General features: G+C 65.7%; 14 protein-coding genes. 11 read left to right on the top strand and 3 right to left on the bottom strand.

The window, feature by feature from the left end:
* Positions 1 to 141 precede the first annotated feature (141 nt).
* The 4 genes from NLR35_RS03910 to NLR35_RS03895 all read left to right on the top strand — a co-directional run bounded on the left by NLR35_RS03910 (position 142) and on the right by NLR35_RS03895 (position 4640).
* Entirely contained in the window at positions 142 to 516 is a 375-nt protein-coding gene (locus NLR35_RS03910) for a hypothetical protein (RefSeq protein ID WP_257165255.1), read from the top strand.
* Between the two features lie 80 nt (positions 517 to 596).
* Positions 597 to 1376 carry an enoyl-CoA hydratase gene (locus tag NLR35_RS03905; protein ID WP_257165254.1) on the top strand — a complete coding sequence of 260 codons (780 nt, stop codon included), beginning with the start codon at positions 597 to 599 and terminating at the stop codon, positions 1374 to 1376.
* Between the two features lie 498 nt (positions 1377 to 1874).
* Positions 1875 to 3293: a TolC family outer membrane protein gene (locus NLR35_RS03900; protein ID WP_257165253.1), complete on the top strand. Its 1419-nt coding sequence runs from the start codon at positions 1875 to 1877 to the stop codon at positions 3291 to 3293.
* 384 nt (positions 3294 to 3677) lie between these two features.
* Positions 3678 to 4640, top strand: a complete 963-nt coding sequence (locus tag NLR35_RS03895) for an amidohydrolase (protein ID WP_257165252.1) — start codon at positions 3678 to 3680, stop codon at positions 4638 to 4640.
* Positions 4641 to 4735: 95 nt separating this feature from the next.
* Here NLR35_RS03895 and NLR35_RS03890 read toward each other — a convergent pair whose 3' ends face one another.
* Positions 4736 to 5824: an AI-2E family transporter gene (locus tag NLR35_RS03890; RefSeq protein ID WP_257165251.1), complete on the bottom strand. Its 1089-nt coding sequence runs from the start codon at positions 5822 to 5824 to the stop codon at positions 4736 to 4738.
* An 892-nt stretch (positions 5825 to 6716) separates the two neighbouring features.
* Between NLR35_RS03890 and NLR35_RS03885 the strand changes: the two genes are divergently transcribed.
* From NLR35_RS03885 to NLR35_RS03855, 7 genes are all read left to right on the top strand, one after another.
* The gene (locus tag NLR35_RS03885) at positions 6717 to 7892 is read left to right on the top strand and encodes a transporter substrate-binding domain-containing protein (protein WP_257165250.1); all 1176 of its coding nucleotides are present in this window, start codon (positions 6717 to 6719) and stop codon (positions 7890 to 7892) included.
* Positions 7893 to 7906: 14 nt separating this feature from the next.
* Positions 7907 to 8530 carry an ANTAR domain-containing response regulator gene (locus tag NLR35_RS03880; RefSeq protein WP_257165763.1) on the top strand — a complete coding sequence of 208 codons (624 nt, stop codon included), beginning with the start codon at positions 7907 to 7909 and terminating at the stop codon, positions 8528 to 8530.
* Between the two features lie 240 nt (positions 8531 to 8770).
* Positions 8771 to 9646, top strand: coding sequence for a nitrilase family protein (locus NLR35_RS03875; RefSeq protein ID WP_257165249.1), 876 nt, complete (start codon positions 8771 to 8773; stop codon positions 9644 to 9646).
* A gap of 36 nt (positions 9647 to 9682) precedes the next feature.
* Positions 9683 to 10843 carry a substrate-binding protein gene (locus NLR35_RS03870; RefSeq protein ID WP_257165248.1) on the top strand — a complete coding sequence of 387 codons (1161 nt, stop codon included), beginning with the start codon at positions 9683 to 9685 and terminating at the stop codon, positions 10841 to 10843.
* Positions 10844 to 10919: 76 nt separating this feature from the next.
* Positions 10920 to 11756 (top strand): branched-chain amino acid ABC transporter permease, encoded by an 837-nt coding sequence (locus NLR35_RS03865; RefSeq protein WP_257165247.1) that lies wholly within the window; start codon positions 10920 to 10922, stop codon positions 11754 to 11756.
* A gap of 46 nt (positions 11757 to 11802) precedes the next feature.
* Positions 11803 to 13566 carry a branched-chain amino acid ABC transporter ATP-binding protein/permease gene (locus NLR35_RS03860; protein WP_257165246.1) on the top strand — a complete coding sequence of 588 codons (1764 nt, stop codon included), beginning with the start codon at positions 11803 to 11805 and terminating at the stop codon, positions 13564 to 13566.
* Positions 13563 to 14264: an ABC transporter ATP-binding protein gene (locus tag NLR35_RS03855; protein ID WP_257165245.1), complete on the top strand. Its 702-nt coding sequence runs from the start codon at positions 13563 to 13565 to the stop codon at positions 14262 to 14264. Before NLR35_RS03860 ends, NLR35_RS03855 begins: the two co-directional genes overlap by 4 nt.
* Here NLR35_RS03855 and NLR35_RS03850 read toward each other — a convergent pair.
* Together NLR35_RS03850 and NLR35_RS03845 are read right to left on the bottom strand one after the other, a co-directional pair.
* Positions 14261 to 17383, bottom strand: coding sequence for an efflux RND transporter permease subunit (locus NLR35_RS03850; protein WP_257165244.1), 3123 nt, complete (start codon positions 17381 to 17383; stop codon positions 14261 to 14263). The two genes, NLR35_RS03855 and NLR35_RS03850, sit on opposite strands and share 4 nt — an antisense overlap.
* Before the next feature lie 39 nt (positions 17384 to 17422).
* Positions 17423 to 18643 carry an efflux RND transporter periplasmic adaptor subunit gene (locus NLR35_RS03845; RefSeq protein WP_374940787.1) on the bottom strand — a complete coding sequence of 407 codons (1221 nt, stop codon included), beginning with the start codon at positions 18641 to 18643 and terminating at the stop codon, positions 17423 to 17425.
* Positions 18644 to 19232: the final 589 nt, after the last annotated feature.

Here is a 19232-nt window from a genome sequence, read left to right as displayed (position 1 = left end):
CCGTCAAGGCCGCCGCCGACGCGCTCGGCGTCGCCTCCGTTTTGCCGTGAGCGGCCGGAAGATACCTATTTTCTGCCCCGTTCTCGACATCTGTCGGGGTCTCACTCCGTCATGGGCTGGCAGGGTGGGGAGAAGGCCAATATGACGATCCAAGCCAGTGGACGTACAGCATTCATCATCGCCGCCGCGTTCGTCCTGAGCCTTGCCGGGACTGGTTTCGTACGCGCGGCCGAACAGCAGACCTACAGTCCGTTCCTGCCGGTCGGCTCCGACACCGCGCAGGCTGCCAAGCAGGACGTGTTTCCGGCACCGATGGCGACCGAGGCGCAGGCGGCGCCCGCGGCTCAAACAGCCGAAACCGAATCGGCGCCGGCCGAGCCCGCCACCGTCAACCTCGTCACCGTCAGCAATGACGACGGCTCCGGCTGGGACAAGGCCTCGATCATCGGCAAGATCTTCATCGCCTGCGGCACCCTGCTCACCTTGGGCTCGGCCGCGCGGATGTTCATGATCTGACGCGCGGCGTCCCCGCCCCTACTTGATGCGAAGCCGAGCAGCGGGCAGATTGCCCGCTGTTTGATTTGGGGGCAGGAAACATGAGCGTTTACGAGCACATCATCGTCGAGGGCAAAGGCGCGGTCGGCGTCATCACCTTGAACCGGCCGAAGATGCTCAACGCATTGTCGTTCGGCGTCTTCCGCGAGATCGCAGCAGCCGTCGACGATCTCGAGGCCGACGACGCCATCGGCTGCATCGTCATCACCGGCAGCGAGAAGGCCTTCGCCGCCGGCGCCGACATCAAGGAGATGCAGCCGAAGAGCTTCATCGACATGTTCTCGAGCGACTTCACCGCGATCGGCGGCGACCGCGTCGCGCGCTGCCGCAAGCCGACCATCGCTGCGGTCTCGGGCTATGCGCTCGGCGGCGGCTGCGAGCTCGCGATGATGTGCGACTTCATCATCTGCTCGGACACCGCCAAGTTCGGCCAGCCGGAAATCACGCTCGGCACCATTCCCGGCATCGGCGGCACGCAGCGCCTGACCCGCGCGATCGGCAAGGCCAAGGCGATGGACCTCTGCCTCACCGGCCGCATGATGGATGCCGCGGAAGCCGAGCGCGCCGGCCTCGTCAGCCGCATCGTGCCCGCCGACAAGCTGATGGAAGAGACGATGGCTGCGGCCGAGAAGATCGCATCGATGTCGCGCCCCGCCGCCGCGATGGCCAAGGAGGCCGTCAACCGCGCCTTCGAGACCCCGCTCTCCGAGGGCATGAACGTCGAGCGCAACCTCTTCCACGCCACCTTCGCGCTGGAAGACCGCGCCGAGGGCATGGCGGCGTTCATCGAGAAGCGCAAGCCGGTGAACAAGAACCGGTGAGCTTGCGCGCACTCCGATTGGGCTGAGCATTCTTCGTCATGAGAGCCGACCTGTTTCTCTACAGCCGGTCCGCTCCCTCTCCCCGTTCTTCACGGGGAGAGGGTTGGGGTGAGGGGCAGCCGCACGGTTGGTATCAGTAAGGGGCCTGCGCACCGGGAGTGTGCGCCGAGAGACCTGTACCCCCTCACCCGGATTGCATCTTTCGATGCAATCCGACCTCTCCCCGCAAGCGGGGCGAGGTGCACCGAGCGGGTCGCGAATAGCTCGCTAACAGATGAGATGATTCGCGGGCGCAGCTTGGCGCACTGCATTGCTCCCTCACTCACCCGCCTACCGCGCGGCGATGCCGCTGCACCCGCCGCGATGCGCCTGTGGCGCGGCAGCCACAACAAACCATGGAAAAGCCGGCCCAATTCCACATCCGCGGTTTGTGTGTGGCCGCCCTCCGCCGTAAACAGGTAAACGATTGGTTAAGACAGTGAGACGCGGCGGAGTCGGATGGTGGGTCGAGCCAAGACATTTGGCGTCGGCAAGGTGCATGCACGGCGGATCGGCTCTGGCCTGATCCTCGCCGCCGGCCTTGCCGCTGTCTGTTCACCGGCGCGCGCCGAGGATCTCGCCGCCGCGCTGGCCAAAGCCTATCAGACCAACCCGGCGCTCAACGCCGAGCGCGCCCGCCAGCGCGCCACCGACGAGAACGTGCCGCAGGCGCTGGCCGGCTATCGTCCGCAGCTCATCGCCAGCCTCAGCGCCGGCCTGCAGGCCGTGCGCAATCTGCTGCCGACCAATGCGATCCAGAGCCAGACGCTGAAGCCCTGGACCATTGGTCTCACCGTCAGCCAGACCCTGTTCAATGGCTTTCGCACCGCCAACAGCGTCCGCGTTGCCGAGCTGCAGGTGCAGTCGGGCCGCGAGGCGCTGCGCAATGTCGGCCAGGGCGTTCTGCTCGACGCCGTGACCGCCTATACCAACGTGCTCGCCAACCAGTCGCTGGTCGAGGCGCAGCGCTCCAACGTCGCGTTCCTGCGCGAGACGCTGTCGGTGACGCAGCGCCGCCTCAACGCCGGCGACGTCACGCCGACCGACGCCTCGCAGGCCGAGGCGAGGCTGGCGCGCGGCCTGTCCGACCTCAATGCCGCCGAGGTCAACCTCGCCATCAGCCAGGCCACCTACGCGCAGGTGATCGGCATGACACCGAGCCAGCTCCGCGCCGCAGATCCGGTCGACCGCCTGCTGCCGCGCTCGCGCGAGGACGCGATCGCCCTGGCCAACAAGGAGAACCCGGCGGTGGCCGCGGCAAGCTTCGACGTCGACGTCGCCTCGACCTCGATCAAGGTCGCCGAGGGAGCGCTGCTGCCGAGCGTGACCTTGCAGGCCGGCGTCAGCCGCAGCCGTGATTCGGATCAGACGCTCGGCACCTTCGGCACCGACCAGGCCTCGGTCGTCGGCAGCGTCACCGCGCCGATCTATGATGGCGGCACCGCGGCGTCGCAGACCCGCCAGGCCAAGGAGGTCGCGGCGCAGAGCCGCCTCGTGCTCGACCAGGTCCGCAACCAGGCGCGCACCGCGGTGGTCAGCGCGTGGGTCGCCAATGAAGGCGCCAAGGTCGCCGTCAGCGCCTCCGAATCCGAGGTGAAGGCCGCGACCGTGGCGCTGCAAGGCGTCTCGCGCGAGGCGCAAGGCGGCCAGCGCACCACCGTCGACGTGCTGAACTCGCAGGCCGACCTGATCCAGGCCAAGGCCCGGCTGATCGGCGCCCAGCGCGACCGCGTCATCGCCTCCTACACCCTGCTCAGCGCCGTCGGCCGCCTCGACGTCAAGAACCTCAATCTGAACACGCCGGACTATCTGCCCGAAGTCCACTACCACCAGGTCCGCGACGCCTGGCACGGCCTGCGCACGCCGTCGGGGCAGTAAATCGCCGAGGTGTGGGCTGAACAAGCCGAGGTGAGCTACGTCCAGAAGGACCAATGCCGCCGGTCTCCTGACGATCGCGGTGAGTTGACAGAGCGCGGCCTCCACCTCCGCTGTCGTCCCGGGCAAGCCTCCACGGCGCGTACGCGCCGTGGAGGCGGCGACCCGGGACCCATAGCCACAGGGCGATGTGGCGGGATGAGATCGGAGTCACGGGCCTGCCGCCACACGACCGCCTGTGGTTATGGATCCCGGCGTTCGCCGGGATGACACCGAGTTTTTTGCGGCGCTGTTGGCCCTTGCCCCCTGCCCCGCGCGGGTTCACGCTGATGGCCACAACCACGCGCGTCACCCTCAACGCACACGCGACATCCGGGGAGAACCATCATGTTGAACCGCCGCAGCCTGCTGCTGGCCTCGCTCGCCGCCGGAGTGACGATGACGACGACAGCCCGCGCCAAGCCCTCACAACCGGCCACGCCGGTCGACTTCGACGTCCCCGCCGACGCCTGCGACTGCCACACCCACATCCACGGCGATCCCGAAAAATTTCCCTTCGCCGCCACTCGCGTCTACACGCCGGAGCCGGCGCTGCCGGAGGAGATGGCCGCCCTGCACAAGGCGCTGCACATCAAGCGCGTGGTGATCGTGACGCCGAGCGTCTACGGCACCGACAATTCCGCGACGCTGTACGGCATGAAGGCCAGGGGCAACGACGCCCGCGGCGTCGCCGTCATCGATGACAAGACCACCGACGCACAGCTCGACATGATGAACGCCGACGGCTTCCGCGGCATCCGCCTCAATCTCGCGACCGGCGGCATCAACGATCCCAAGGTCGGCCGCGCCCGCTTCCAGGCAGCCGTCGAACGCATGAAAGCGCGCGGCTGGCACATCCAGCTCTACACCAACACGCCGATGATCGCGGCCATCAAGGACCTCGTGATGCAGTCGCCAGTGCCGGCCGTGTTCGATCATTTCGGCGGCGCCCAGGCCGATCTCGGCCTCGAGCAGCCGGGCTTCGCCGACCTCGTCGAGCTCGTCCGCAGCGGCAAGGCCTATGTGAAGATCTCCGGCGCCTACCGCGCCTCCACGAAAGGCCCTGATTACACGGACGTCATCCCGTTCGCGAAAGCCCTCATCGCCGCGAACCCGGACCGCATCGTCTGGGGCACCGACTGGCCGCATCCGGACTCCTCGCCGCATCCCGAGCTGAAAGTGACCGACGTCAGGCCGTTCTATCCGATCGACGACGGCCGCCTGATGAACCAGCTCCCGGTGTGGGCACCGGACGCCGCGACCAGGAAGAAGATCCTGGTGGACAATCCGGCGAGGCTCTACGGATTTTGAGACGTATTCCATCCACGAGCCCAGTTCGTAGGGCGGGTTAGCGCAGCGTAACCCGCCGCAACACTCTCCTCGACGTCACGGCGGATTACGCTGCGCTAATCCGCCCTACGAGGACTACCTGTCACGTCAGCGACCGCGCGCTCTTCGTGCCGCACCGTCGTGAACATGTCCCAGATCGCGATGAACATCGCCGCGATGACGGGGCCGATGATGAAACCGTTCAGCCCGAACACCTCGATGCCGCCCAAGGTCGACAGCAGTACCACATAATCCGGCATCTTGGTATCCTGCCCGACCAGGATCGGACGCAGCAGATTGTCGACGAGACCGATGACGAGCGCGCCATAGGCGATCAGGATCACGCCCTGCCAGATCGAGCCGGTCGCCAGCAGATACAACGCGACCGGAAACCAGACGATGCCCGCGCCCACCGCGGGGAGTAGCGACATGAACGCCATCACGACCGCCCACAGCAGCGGCGCGGTGATGCCGAGGAACCAGAAGATCAAGCCACCCAGGGCACCCTGCGACAGAGCGACCACCAGATTGCCCTTCACCGTCGCGCGAATGACGATGATGAATTTTGAGAGCAGCGCGCCGCGTTGCTCGTCGCGCAAAGGGATGGCGTCCGCGATGCGCCGCGACAGCGTCTCCTCATCGCGCAGCAGGAAGAACAGCAGATAGAGCATGAGAAACAGGCTGACGAAAAACTCGAACGTGCCCTGCCCGATGTTCAGCGCCTGGCCTGCGATCACCTGGCTGCCTCGCAGCAGCAGCGCGGACAGCCGGTCCTTTAGCCCCGCCAGGCTGCCGAGCCCGAACCGGTTGAGCAGATCGACGATCCACGCGGGCAGCGCGTCCAGCATCTTCTGGAAATACTGGCCGACGTCGAGCTGGCCGCCCTGCATCTGTCCGTAGACACCGGCCGCCTGCTGCGCCAGCGCCGTGCCGATCAGCGACAGCGGAATGATCACGATCAGGATGACCAGCAGCACGACGATCGCCGCCGCGAGCCCATCGCGACCGTGCATCGACCGTGACAGCCGGCGACGCAGCGGCGCGAACACGATCGCGCCGACGACGCCCCACAGCAGCGCGCCGTAGAACGGCAGCAGGATCCAGCCGAGCGCGAGCGTGATCACGGCGAGCAGAAACAGCAGGACCCGGTCTTCGAAACTGCGCATGTCAGTCCTTCATCTGGCAGCGACATCGAAAATGCCGGAGGCTCCCGGCATTACGATGCCCCCTATCTTCGAACTCAATAGCGGCCAACGCGCGAACGCGCCATTCGGGCTTCCATTGGGTCGCAATGTTGAGCCCCTCTGCTTCCACGTCGTCATGGCCGGGCCAGTCCCGGCCATCCACGTCGTGCTGCGCGCTCGAAACGACGTGGATGCCCGGCCATGACGACGGCGCCAATGAATTGAATAGGCGTGCGCCAAAACACCAATTTCGTCCACTCGATCAACCACAAAGCCCGTTTCAAGAGCCCCGACGAAAAATAAAACATTTCCGAAAATCAGCAAATCATGCTTATAAGTCTCGCGTTCCGGTCCGGATGAGGGGCGTACGCGTCGTCACGACACGTTGGACCGGCAATGCGGTGGACGTCAGGGCCTCGGCGCGCGTGATGTGCGGACGAGCGATGTCCTGGCGTACGTGAAATCGCGTGGTCCTGGCCTCCCGATGCCGAGGTCAAGGTTTGCGGAGGTCTGACGAGCTCTGCGGCCGACGGGGTCAACCAGCCGGTCCCCGAGGAGAGCGCGTATAAGCGTAAAGCCCATCGCGCAGGGAATGCCGGGATGTCTCGGCTGACCTGTGGTGACTGCCGCCTGCTTTTCTTTCTGCAGGCGGGCCATGGGTGCGGCCAGCGCCCGGCATTCCCTGCGCCCTCATCATTGACGAGGGCCCGCCGATCGCATCATCCGGACGCCCAGGCGTCGCGGCGATGCTACGGCTCGTCCTGATCTGGAACCTTCTCTGCCCACTTCGCCCCGTTGCCAACCGCGCGCCGAGCCGCAATAGTCCGCGCTTTCCGGGCCGGCCCGACCGGCCCGTCGACCTGGAGGCATGATGATGACGACGAGACCGACCGCAAAATCATCCGACAAGGATGTCTGGCGCGTCGGCGTGCTGTTCTCGCGCAGCGGCCTGATGGAGGTCACGGAGTCCGAGCACTTCTTCGGCACGGCGCTGGCCATCCAGGAGATCAACAAGGCGGGTGGCGTGCTCGGCCGCGAGATCGAGGTCATCGCCTATGATCCGGGATCGCAGCCGGAAACCTTCCGCAAGCTCGCCGACCGCCTGCTCACCGAGGACGGCGCCTCCGTCATCTTCGGCTGCTCGACCTCGGCGGAGCGCAAGGCGGTGCTCCCGGCGATCGAACGCCGCAACGGCCTGCTCTGGTATCCCTCGCTCTACGAGGGCTTCGAGTATTCGCCGAACGTGATCTACACGGGGCCGGCGCCGAACCAGAACGCATTCCAGCTCGCCGAATACATCGTGCGCAAGCATGGTCCGCGCGTTTATTTGATTGGCTCCGACTACATCTATCCGCGCGAATCCAACCGCATCATGCGCGACCTCGTCGAGTCCTATGCGGGCCGGGTCGTCGGCGAGCAGTATGTGACGATGGAGGCCACCGACGCCGAGCTGACGCGCGGCCTCGATGCGATCAGGGACGCCGCGCCCGACGTCGTGTTCTCGACCATCGTCGGCCGCACCGCGCAGCGTTTCTACCGCATGTATGCGAAGTCAGGCTTCGATCCGAAGCGGCTGCCGATCGCCAGCCTCACCATGGCGGAGGGCGAGGTGCGCGCCATCGGCGCCGAATATTGTGCCGGCCACCTCACCGCCGCGAGTTATTTCGGCACGCTTGCGCGCGACAGCAACGCGCGCTTCAAGGCAGCGTTTGCAGCAACTTTCGGCGCCGATACGCCGGTCAGCATGTGGAGCGCCTCGGCCTATGCCCAAATAAAACTGTTCGCGCTGGCGCTCGAGCAGGCCGGCAGCCTCGACACCCAGAAGCTGGTCGAGGCCGCGCTCGGCCTCAGCCTGGAGGCGCCGGAGGGACCGATGCGGATCGATCCCGACAACAACCATGTCTGGACGACGCCGCGCATCGGACGCGTGCGGGCCGACGGCCAATTCGACATCGTCTGGGAGAGCAAGAGCCCGATCAAGCCGGACCCGTATCTGTCGTTATCGCCGATCGGCGGCCGCTGGCTGAGCGAAGAGGCGCTGTCAGCATGAGGCCGGATGACCGCATGAAGCCCGGCGTGCGCCGCCTCATCGACGAGCTGCGCGGCGCCCGCGTGCTGGTGATCCATCCGCGCGACGCCGAGGGCGATGCGCTGATCGACCAGCTCAAGCGCATCGGCTGCAATGTGCGCGGCGTGTGGCCGCCGCCGGCCGCGATCCCGCACGACATCGACACGGTGTTCCAGCTGATCGAGACCTCGGAGGAGATGATCTTCCCGGAAGGCACCACCGATCATCCCCTCACCTTCATCGCCATCGTTGACTACGAGAACCCGACCATCCTCAAGCGGCTGCTCGACAGCAATGCGCATGGTGTCGTCAACAAGCCGATCCGCTCGTTCGGCATTCTCTCGTCGCTGGTGCTGGCGCGCTCGCTGCGCGGCTACACGCGCAGGCTCGAAGGCAAGGTGCAGAAGCTCGAGGAGACCTTGAAGGCGCGGCGCGACGTCGACAAGGCGGTGAAGATCCTGATGGGCTTGAAACAGGTCGGCGAGGTCGAGGCCTATGAGCTGATCCGCGCGCAGGCGACGCAGAAGCGCGTCGCGATGGCCGACATCGCGATTTCCATCATCAATGCGCAGGAAACGCTGGGAGGGTTGGGAGTGCTCGATGCGCCGGCCTCGCGCTGAACGTGCGTTGCCGCGCCCATGCGTTGGGCAGCGGCGGCCTCAAATTTTTGCAAGCGACGGCGTTGACTTCGCTTCGCGCATTTGAGTTACTTGAGGCCAGCGCGGACATCGGATGTCCGCCAATGGCCGGTCGGCCATTTCACATCAGGCTATGCAGCCCTCGTATTGCGTCGCAAGGCGCAGTCGGGGGCTTTTTGTTTGGCGCGCGCGACCCTCGCGAACGCAACGGAGACTCGTGCCTTGACGACGGATGACGACAGCAAACTGCGGATCGCCTGCATCCAGATGCAGCCGATGGTCGGCGAGTTGGAAACCAACCTCGCCCACAGCCTCGACCTGATCCAACAGGCGGTAGCCCAAGGCGCCAAGCTCGTGGTGCTCCCCGAGCTCGCCTCCTCGGGCTACGTGTTCAAATCGCGCGAGGAGGCCTTCGCCGCCTCGGAGACGATCCCCGGCGGTCCCGCGGTGACGGCGTGGAGCGAGATCGCGGCCAGGCATGGCTTGCATCTCGTCGCCGGCATTTGCGAGCGCGAGGGGACGAAGCTCTACAACAGCGCCGTGCTGATCGGGCCGAAGGGCTACATCGGCACGTTCCGCAAGGTGCACCTGTGGAACGAGGAGAACCTCTATTTCGAGCCCGGCAATCTCGGCTTCCCCGTCTACCACACCGAGATCGGCCGCATCGGCATGGCGATCTGCTACGACGGCTGGTTCCCGGAGAGCTACCGCCTCAACGCGCTGCAGGGTGCCGACATCGTCTGCGTGCCGACCAACTGGGTGCCGATCCCCGGCCAGGCCGAGGGCCGTGAAGCGATGGCCAACATCCTGGCGATGGCGGCCGCCCATTCCAACTCGATCTTCATCGCCTGCGCCGACCGCGTCGGCGTCGAGCGCGGCCAGCCGTTCGAAGGCCAGAGCCTGATCGTCAGCTACACCGGCTGGCCGGTCGCCGGCCCCGCGAGCCGCGACAAGGAGGAGATCGTGATTGCCGATGTGGCGCTCGGCGAGGCCCGCCGCGCCCGCAACTGGAACGCCTTCAACCAGGTCCTGCGCGACCGCCGCTCCGACGTCTACGACGAGATGCTCGGCAGCGACGTCAAGCGCGGCTGGTACTGACACTCTTTTCATTCGACCATTCACGGAGGACAAACGATGACATCGCGTTTTCTGACCACCTCGCTGGCGCTCGCTCTGGCGGCAACAGCACTCTCGCCTGCCCTGGCCGCCGATCCGATCAAGATCGGCGTCCCCGTCGGCCTGTCCGGCGCCAACTCCGTCGTCGCGCCGTCGGTGGTGCAATCCGCCGAGCTCGCGGTCGAAGAAATCAACGCCAAGGGCGGCGTGCTCGGCCGCAAGCTGGAGCTGGAAGTTGCCGATGACGCCTCGGGCGCCGCCGGCGCGCAGAAGGCGTTCGACGCGCTGATCTTCCAGAAGAAGGTCAACGTGCTGATCTCGATGGAGACCAGCGCGGCCCGCAACGCCGGCCTGCCCATCGTTGCCCGCGGCAAGACGCCCTACATCTACACCTCGTTCTACGAGGGCAAGTCCTGCAGCCCGTATCTGTACGTCAACGCCTGGGTGCCGGACCAGCAGGTGCCGCCGATCGTCGACTACTTCAACAAGGAGAAGAAGGCGAAGAGCTACTTCCTGATCGGCTCCGACTACGCCTTCGGCCGCGGCATGCTGGCCTTCACGAAAATGTACATCGAGAAGACGGGCGGAAAGGTCGTCGGCGAGGAATACCTGCCGATGGACGGCTCCGACTGGACCTCGATCATCTCAAAGCTCAAGGCCTCCGGCGCCGATGCGCTGATCACCTCGACGGCGGGCGGCGCGCCGAACGTCACCCTGACCAAGCAGTTGCGCGCGGCTGGCGTGAACCTTCCTTACGGCAACCTCGCCGTCGACGAAGGCACTGCCAAGGGCATGGGCGCCGATGCCGCGGGCATCTATCTGTCCGCCTCCTACGTCACGGGCATCGACACGCCGGCCAACAAGACCTTCCTGGCATCGATGGCCAAGAAGTTCGGCGCCGAGCTGAAGACCCCGAACGACCTCTCGGTCCCGCAGTATGAAGCCGTCTACGCCTACAAGGCCGCGGTCGAGAAGGCCGGCGGCACCGACCAGGACAAGGTGCTGAAGGCGCTCGCCGAGGTCTCGGTCGACGGCCCGCGCGGCACGATCAAGATGGACAAGCAGCGTCACGCGCCGCTGACCATGTATCTCGGCCAGGTCCAGGCCGACGGCAGCGTGAAGGTGATCCAAAGCTTTGCGAACGTCGACCCCGGCGCGCAGTGCCCGGGCAAATCCTGACCGATGAGGACCTGATCGCGTATGATCCCGCGGGGCGGACTTTAGCCCGCCCCGCTTCTCTCATGTGGAAGTGACCATGCTGACCGTCGCCCTCGATGCCGTCACGACGGCCGCCATGCTCTTCATCATCGCCGCCGGTCTGCTGATCGTGTTCGGCGTGATGAAGATCATCAACTTCGCCCACGCCGCCTTCCTGACCGTCGGCGCCTATGCCGCCCTGGTCGGCGCGCAACTGGGTCTGCCTTGGTTCCTGATCCTGCCGCTGGCCTTCGTCGCCGGCGCGGTCTGCGGCGCCGTCACCGAGATCGTGATCGTCCGCCGTCTCTACAAGCGCCCGCTCGATGCGATCCTCGCCACCTGGGGCCTCGGCATCGTGCTCGGACAACTCATCACGCTGATGTTCGGCCGCGAGGTGCAGTTCGTGCAGGCGCCGATTTCGGGCACCGTGCATCTGTTCGGCGCCGACTATTCCGCCTATCGGCTGGTGATGATCGTCGCGGCGATCATTGTAGGCTTGCTCTTCACAGCCCTGCTCAACGGCACCCGGCTTGGTCTGTCGACCAAGGCCGTGATCATGAACGAGATGCTGGCCCAGGGCCTCGGCGTCGACTCCTCGCGCGTCAGGCTCATCACCTTCGCGCTGGGCAGCGGACTCGCCGCACTGTCGGGCGCGCTGATCACGCCGCTGTCGAGCGTCGATCCCAACATGGGCGTGCCCTGGCTGATCGGCGCGTTCATGCTGGTCATGGTGTCCGGCGGCTCGCTGCTGGCGCTGGCCGGCTCCTGCGCCGTGCTCGGCACCTTGCAGGTTCTCGTCTCCACCTTCGTCAATCCGATCCTCGGCGGTCTCACCATCGCGATCTGCGCCGCCATCGTGCTGCGGATCCGGCCGGAGGGGTTTGCCCGTGCCTGATGCGCGCCCCCTCGCCTCTCCCGCGACGTCGCCAACGAAGCGAGCCATGCCGCGCCTGATCGTCCCCGCGTTGCTGGTGGCGCTCGCCGCCGGCGTGATCATCGTCGCGCCGCTGCTGCTCGACACCTACCTCGTGAACATCCTGGTGCGCGCCTGCTTCGTCGCGATCGCGGCGATCACCGTCGACATCATGTGGGGTTATTGCGGCACGCTGACCTTCGGCCAGTCCGCCTTCTTCGGCATCGGCGCCTATGCGCTCGCCATCATGTTCACCGAATATGGCTTCGGCCCTTGGCAGATTTGCGCAGCGATCGGCGCCGCGGTCGCCGTTGCTGCGGCCGTTGCTGCCTTCACCGGCTGGCTGTCGTTCTATCCCGGCTCCACGCCGCTCTACGCCTCCGTGATCTCGCTGGTGGTGCCGATCGTGCTGGTGCAGATCCTTTATTCGGGCGGCACCTTCACCGGCTCCTCGAGCGGCCTCGTCGGCTTCGAGAGTTTTGATCTGGAGATCGAGACCTGGCTGCGCCTCGCCGGCCTCGGACTGCTCGCCACGGCCGTGCTCGCGCTGATCGTGATGCGCAGCGACACCGGGCGGCTGCTGTCGGCGCTGCGCGACAACGATGCGCGCTGCACCTATCTCGGCATCGACACGTCGCGCCTGCGCATCGTCGTGCTGGTGCTGTCGGCGATCGTCTCCGCCTTGGCCGGCTTCTTCTATGCCGGCTTCGGAGCGGTGGCGGCGCCGGAAAATGCCAGCTTCACCTTCGGCACCAACCTCGTGATCATGGTCGCGCTCGGCGGCCGCGGCACCGTGATCGGTCCTGTGATCGGCGCGCTGTGCATCGAGGTCGCGAGCGCCTATCTCGCCAACAGCCTGCCCTACGTTTGGGAGCTGATCGTCGGCCTCGCGCTGATCGTGGTGATCCTGGTGTTCCCCGATGGCCTGCTCGGCGCGGTGATGCGCCTCCTCAAACGCGGACGTTCGGCGACAGGGGCTGCGACGATCCTGCAACCGGCGGCGGCCGTCGCTGCGGTCAGCAATCCCGATGCCATCGCGATCGAAGTGCGCGCACTCGGCAAGCATTACGGCAGTCTCGCGGTGCTGGACGGCGTGCAATTCACGGCCTATCGCGGCGAGCTGCTGAGCCTGGTCGGTCCCAACGGCGCCGGCAAGACAACGTTGATCCGTTGCCTGTCCGATGGACGCGAACGCTCGACCGGCGAGGTCGCGATCGCCGGCCACGACATCGCGCGGCTGCCGCCGGATCGCGTGGTGCGCTTCGGCCTGGGACGCAAGTTCCAGACGGCGTCGGTGTTCGAAACGCTGACCGTCGCCGAGTGCCTGCGCGTCGCGCGGACGCATGCCGATCCGCCCGCGCTGACCTCGCGCTCTGCCTCGCTGGCGCTGCCGCCCGCAGCCATGTCCGTCGTCGAACGTTCCGGCCTCGGCGAGCGGCTCGACGAGGAGGCGCGCAATCTCAGCCATGGCCTGAAGCAGGCGCTCGAACTCGCCATGGTGCTGTCGCTCGAGCCCGACGTGCTGTTGCTCGACGAGCCGACCGCCGGGCTCACCCGCGCCGAGCGGCAGGGCTTTGCCGACATCCTGACCACCCTCGCCCGCCGTGACCGGCTCTGCATTCTCCTGGTCGAGCACGATCTCGATTTCGTCCGCGAGATCTCCTCGCGCATCATCGTGCTGCATCAGGGCCGCCTCGCGCTCGACGGCTCGGTCGACGAGGTCGTCAACAGCGAGCTGGTCCGCGAGATCTATACGGGCCAGCACGTGTCGCATGCGGAGGTGCCGGCATGAGCACGACGCTGGAAGTCAAAGAACTCGCGAGCGGCTATGGCTCGTCGGAGGTGATCAGCAATGTCGGGTTCGCGCTGGCGAAGGCCGAAACGCTGGCGATCGTCGGCAAGAACGGCATGGGCAAGACCTCGCTGCTCAAGGCCATCCTCGGCTTCCTGCCGGCCTGGCGCGGCAGCGTGAGGCTCGCGGGCAAGGACGTGACGCGGGTGGCGCCGCACCTGAAGCGCAAGATGGGGCTGGTCTATGTGCCGCAGGAGCATGCGCTGTTCCAGGACCTGTCGGTGCGCGACAATCTCCGGCTTGGCCTGCTCTCTGACAAGGACATCGACGCGCTGTTCGAGCAGGTCGGCGGCTGGTTTCCGGTTCTGACCAGGCGGCTCGGCCAGCGCGCGGGAACGTTGTCCGGCGGCGAGCAGAAGATGCTGATCGTGGCCCGCGCGCTGATGGCCAAGCCCGACGTGCTGCTGCTCGACGAGGTCACCGAAGGTCTTCAGCCCTCCGTCGTCGATCGTCTCTCCGAGGTGCTGGTACGCGTCCGGCGCGAGATCGGCACCTCGATGATCGTGGTGGAGCAGCATCTGCCGTTCGCACTCTCCATCAGTGACCGTTACCTCGTGTTCAAGCGCGGTGAGATCGTCGATGCCGCCGCGGTCGATGCAGATGCAGCCGCGCGCATCGACGAGCACATGCGGATCTAGCGGACCCTCCGGCGGGAGAACAGCGAGATCAGGACCGGGAGCGTGATCAGGATGACGACAGGCGCCAGCATCATCCCGGTCACGACGACGATCGCGAGCGGCTTCTGCACCTGCGAGCCGATGCCGGTCGACAGTGCCGCGGGAAACAGGCCGATGCCGGCAACGACGCAGGTCATCAGCACCGGGCGAAGCTGCAATTCGCCGGTGCGGATGACCGCTTCGATGCGATCGACGCCCTCGTCGATCAGCTGGTTGAACTGCGACAGGATGATGATGCCGTCCATCACGGCAATGCCGAACAGCGCGATGAAGCCGATCGCGGCCGACACGCTGAATGGAATGCCCGTGAGCACGAGACCGACGACACCGCCGAAGATCGCCATCGGGATCACGCTCATGGCGAGCAAGGTGTCGGCCATCGAGCCGAAATTGAACCACAGCAGGACGCCGATCAAAGCAAGGCTGATCGGCACCACGATCGACAGCCGCTTGATCGCATCCTGCAGGTTGCCGAATTCACCGACCCATTCCACGCGCGAGCCGGCCGGCAGTTGCACCTGGTCGGCCACTTTCTGCTGCGCCTCCTGGATGGCGCTGCCGAGGTCGCGCTCGCGCACGGAGAACTTGATCGGAAGATAACGCTCCTGCTGCTCGCGATAGATATAGGCCGCGCCGGACACCAGCTTGATGGTCGCGACCTCGCTCAGCGGGATCTGCGTGATGCCGTTCGGCCCCTGCGCACCGATCCGGAGATTCTCGATCGCCTCGGCGCTCTTGCGATATTCGGGCGCGAGGCGAACGATGATCGGGAAATGCCGGTCGCTGCCCGGTTCATAAAGGTCGCCCGCGGTGTCGCCGCCGATCGCGACCTTGATGGTGGCGTTGATGTCGCCGGGCGCCAGCCCATAGCGCGCGGCCTTGGCGCGGTCGATGTCGATCTGCACCGTCGGCTGGCCGAGCGAGGTGAACACCGCAAGATCGGTGACGCCCTGCACGGTCGAGAGCACCTGCTTGATCTTGTTGGCCGTGTCGGTCAGCGCCTGCAGATCGTTGCCATACAGCTTGATCGAGTTCTCGCCCTTCACGCCGGACACGGCTTCCGAGACATTGTCCTGCAGATATTGCGAGAAATTGAACTCCACGCCGGGGAAGCGGTCGTCGAGCTGTTTCAACAGCTCGGCCGTGAGCTGATCCTTGTCCTTGGTGCCGGGCCAGTCCTTGACCGGCTTCAGCGGCGCGAAGAACTCGGCGTTGAAGAATCCGGCGGCGTCGGTGCCGTCGTCGGGACGGCCATGCTGCGAGACCACGGCTTCGACCTCAGGACGGGCGCGGATCATCTTGCGCATCTCGTTGACGTAGGAATTGCCTTCCTGCAGCGAGATCGTCGGCGGCAAGGTCGCGCGGATCCAGAGGTTGCCCTCTTCCAGCTTCGGCAGGAACTCGAGGCCGAGCAGCCGGCCGACCACCACGGTCAAAAGCACGAGGCCGATCGCGCCCGCCATCACCAGATTGCGGTTGCCGACCGCCCAGCGCAGCACCGGCGCGTAGATCGCGTGCAAGAACCGCATCAGCCGGGTCTCGGTCTCTTCGACATGCGCCGGGAGGATGATGGCGCTCAGCGCCGGCGTCACCGTGAAGGTCGCGAGCAGGCCGCCGGCCAGCGCATAGGCATAGGTGCGGGCCATCGGCCCGAAGATGTTGCCCTCGACGCCGCTGAGCGTGAACAGCGGCAGGAAGGCCGCAATGATGATGGCCGCGGCGAAGAAGATCGAGCGCGACACGTCGGCTGCGGCCGACAGGATCGCGTGGCTCTTCATGCCCATCATCGTCTCTGGCGAGATGTGGCTCTCCTCCGCCTCGGACAGCGGCGTGGTCTGTGTCAGGCGGCGGAAGATCGCCTCGACCATGATCACTGTCGCGTCGACGATCAGGCCGAAATCGATCGCGCCGACCGACAGCAGGTTGGCGGACTCGCCGCGCAGCACCAGGATGATGACGGCAAAGAACAGCGCGAACGGAATCGTGGCGCCGACGATCAGCGCGCTCCTGAGATTGCCGAGGAACACCCACTGCAGCAGCACGATGAGGCCGATGCCCACCACCATGTTGTGTAGCACGGTGTGGGTCGTGGTGTCGATCAGGTCCTTGCGGTCGTAGATCCGCTCGATGCGCACGCCCGGCGGCAGGATCGTGGAGCTGTTGATCTGATCGACCAGTTGCTCGACGCGCGCGATCGTCGGCGAGCTCTGCTCACCCCGCCGCATCAGCACGATGCCCTGAACGATGTCGTCATTGTTGTTGAGGCCGGCGATGCCGAGCCGCGGCTTCTCCGCCACCGTGACGTTGGCGACGTCCTTCACCAGCACCGGATTGCCGCCGCTCTGCGACACCATGGTGTTGGCGAGGTCGTCCATCGAGCGGATCAGGCCGACGCCGCGCACCACGGCCGACTGCGTGCCGATCTCGACCGTGTTGCCGCCGACATTGATGTTGGAGTTTCCGACCGCCTGCAGCAGCTGCGGCAGGGTCAGGCCGTTGGCGACGAGCTTGTTGAAATCGACCTGGATCTCGTAGGTCTTGGTCTTGCCGCCCCAGCCGGTGACGTCGATGACGCCGGGCACGGCGCGGAAGCGCCGCTGCAGCACCCAATCCTGCAGGGTCTTGAGGTCGAGCACGCTGTAACCGGGCGGACCGCGCAGCCGGTAGCGATAGATTTCGCCGACGGCGCTCAAAGGCGAGATCTGCGGCGTCACGTTGCCGGGCAGCGGCGACAATTGCGACAGGCGGTTCAGCACCTGCTGCAAGGCTTCGTCGTAGGTGTAGTCGAACGAGAACTGCAGCTTGACGTCGGACAGGCCGTACAGCGAGATCGTCCGGATGGTGCGCAGGTTCTTGATGCCGGCGACCTGGGTCTCGATCGGGATGGTGATGTAGCGCTCGATCTCCTCGGCCGAGAGCCCGGGGCTCTGGGTCACGATGTCGACCATCGGCGGGGTCGGATCAGGATAGGCTTCGATGTTGAGCTGGCGGAAGGCGATCAGGCCGCCGATCAGGACGGCGACGAACATTCCAACCATCAGGAAGCGCCGCTGGACGGCGATGGAAACGAGGCGGTCCATTCAGATCGGAGCTTTCAGCACGGCAGGACGAGAACCAATTCAGCTGCCGGAGGCAGCGCGATCGATGAACAGGCTGCCCTTGGTCACGATCTGCTCGCCCGAGTTCAGGTTGCTTTCGACCGCGACCTGATCACCGTTGATCAACCCGGTCTTGATCTTGCGCAGCTCGATCGATTTGTCGGGACGGGCGACCCAGACACGGACCTGATTACCTTCGTAGATCAAGGCCTGCCGCGGCACCGCCACCGCGGGCTGTTCGCCCGGCGAGTAGATCGTCACGTTTGCGAACATCTCGGGCTTGAGCTGGCCGTCCTTGTTGTCGATGGTCGCGCGGACCAGCAGCCGCCGCGTCGCGGGGTCGATCGAGGCCGCGACGTAGTTGATGCTCGCCTTCAGCGGACGGCCCGGCAGAGCGAGCACGTTGACCAGGATCTCCTCGCCGATATTCACCAGCGCCGCGTCGCTCTCGCGCACGAAGGCGGTCAGCCAGACGGTGGAGAGATCGCCGATCACGAAAACGGGATCGCTCGCGCCGGAGTTCACGTACTGGCCGGGGCCGACCTTGCGCTGCACGACGGTGCCGCCGATCGGCGCATAGATCGTGATCTCGCGGTCGATCACACCCTTGTTCTGGAAGTCGGAGATGGCCGCATCGGTAAAGCCGAGGATGCGCAGCTTGTTGCGCGCGGCCTCCAGCGCGGTCTGCGACGACCGCATGTCGTTCTGGGCCTGAACGGAGGTCGCCTCCGCCTGCTGGAAATCCTTCAGCGGGATCGCCCGGCCTTCGAACAGGTCCTTGGCGCGCTTGTACTGGATGTCGGCAAGGTCGAGCGCCGACTTCGCCTTGTTCATCGATGTGATGGCGGCGATGAAATCGTTCTGGGCCTGCACGGTGTCGGCCGCCTCGATCACGAACAGCGGCTGCCCCTGGCGGACGGTCTCGCCCGGACGCGCCAGCAGCTTGGTCACGCGGCCGGCATAGGGCGAGAACACCGGTGTCGAGCGATCCTCGTCGACGGCCACCTTGCCCTCGGTGATGTGCTCGGCACGGAATATCTTTTCACACACCGGCTCGATCGTCAGAGTCGCCCATTCCGCGGCCGAGGGCGTGAAGGTCGTGCCGTTGCGCTTGGACTGGCTGGACAGCTCGATATTGTCCTTGGACGCCGTCGAGGATCCCAGCTGGGTGTAGCCGTAGGCGCCTGCGCCTGCGATTGCCAGCACGGCCAAGCCCATGACCAGCCGCTTGGTGCTGATCATCCGCGGAAGTGGGTTCGTATCAGGCGCCATGGCTGTTTATGACTGGCTCGTTTGATCCGTCGACGATTCCGGCATTGGCGGGCTCATCGTTGCGCTAATAGTGCGGAACTGGAGCTTTAAACAACCTAAAAATCGCCAAACTCGCCTCTGTCTTGCTTTAAAAATTTGAAAGTTGAACGACAGCCGTTCAGCTTGCATTCAGCTCATTTTGCGCAAGCGTGATTTTCTTCGGCGCCGCACCATGACGTCATCCTGCCGTAATGAATCGCCGGGACGATGTCGCGGCGTTCCAGGCCAACCTGCGCGGGTATGCACCTGCTCCAGCCGACCATGTTCCATAGATGCGCTGGGATCTGACTGGCCGCTGAGCCTTGCGACGCGCTGAGCCTGTTCGTTGCGGATCTCCGACATCAACGCCTGCGAGACGAACAGAGGAAAGCTGCCTCGCGGCGCAGATGCGTCCGAGTTGTGCTGATCATTTCACCCTCTCGTGAGGAGGGCGCAGGGAAGGCCAGGCGCCGACTGACGCCTGCGGCCCGCCTGCGAAAAGAATGCAGGCGGCAGGTACCACAGGTGCAGCCGGACACGC

This window comes from Bradyrhizobium sp. SRS-191 (assembly GCF_024586915.1).
Taxonomy (GTDB): domain Bacteria; phylum Pseudomonadota; class Alphaproteobacteria; order Rhizobiales; family Xanthobacteraceae; genus Bradyrhizobium.
This window is presented reverse-complemented; position numbering and strand designations above follow the sequence as displayed.

Coding starts and splice junctions, on each gene's coding strand:
- NLR35_RS03910 (WP_257165255.1), top strand. CDS start 142: ATGACGATCCAAGCCAGTGGACGTACAGCATTCATCATCGCCGCCGCG.
- NLR35_RS03905 (WP_257165254.1), top strand. CDS start 597: ATGAGCGTTTACGAGCACATCATCGTCGAGGGCAAAGGCGCGGTCGGC.
- NLR35_RS03900 (WP_257165253.1), top strand. CDS start 1,875: ATGGTGGGTCGAGCCAAGACATTTGGCGTCGGCAAGGTGCATGCACGG.
- NLR35_RS03895 (WP_257165252.1), top strand. CDS start 3,678: ATGTTGAACCGCCGCAGCCTGCTGCTGGCCTCGCTCGCCGCCGGAGTG.
- NLR35_RS03890 (WP_257165251.1), bottom strand. CDS start 5,824: ATGCGCAGTTTCGAAGACCGGGTCCTGCTGTTTCTGCTCGCCGTGATC.
- NLR35_RS03885 (WP_257165250.1), top strand. CDS start 6,717: ATGACGACGAGACCGACCGCAAAATCATCCGACAAGGATGTCTGGCGC.
- NLR35_RS03880 (WP_257165763.1), top strand. CDS start 7,907: ATGAAGCCCGGCGTGCGCCGCCTCATCGACGAGCTGCGCGGCGCCCGC.
- NLR35_RS03870 (WP_257165248.1), top strand. CDS start 9,683: ATGACATCGCGTTTTCTGACCACCTCGCTGGCGCTCGCTCTGGCGGCA.
- NLR35_RS03865 (WP_257165247.1), top strand. CDS start 10,920: ATGCTGACCGTCGCCCTCGATGCCGTCACGACGGCCGCCATGCTCTTC.
- NLR35_RS03860 (WP_257165246.1), top strand. CDS start 11,803: ATGCCGCGCCTGATCGTCCCCGCGTTGCTGGTGGCGCTCGCCGCCGGC.
- NLR35_RS03855 (WP_257165245.1), top strand. CDS start 13,563: ATGAGCACGACGCTGGAAGTCAAAGAACTCGCGAGCGGCTATGGCTCG.
- NLR35_RS03850 (WP_257165244.1), bottom strand. CDS start 17,383: ATGGACCGCCTCGTTTCCATCGCCGTCCAGCGGCGCTTCCTGATGGTT.
- NLR35_RS03845 (WP_374940787.1), bottom strand. CDS start 18,643: ATGATCAGCACCAAGCGGCTGGTCATGGGCTTGGCCGTGCTGGCAATC.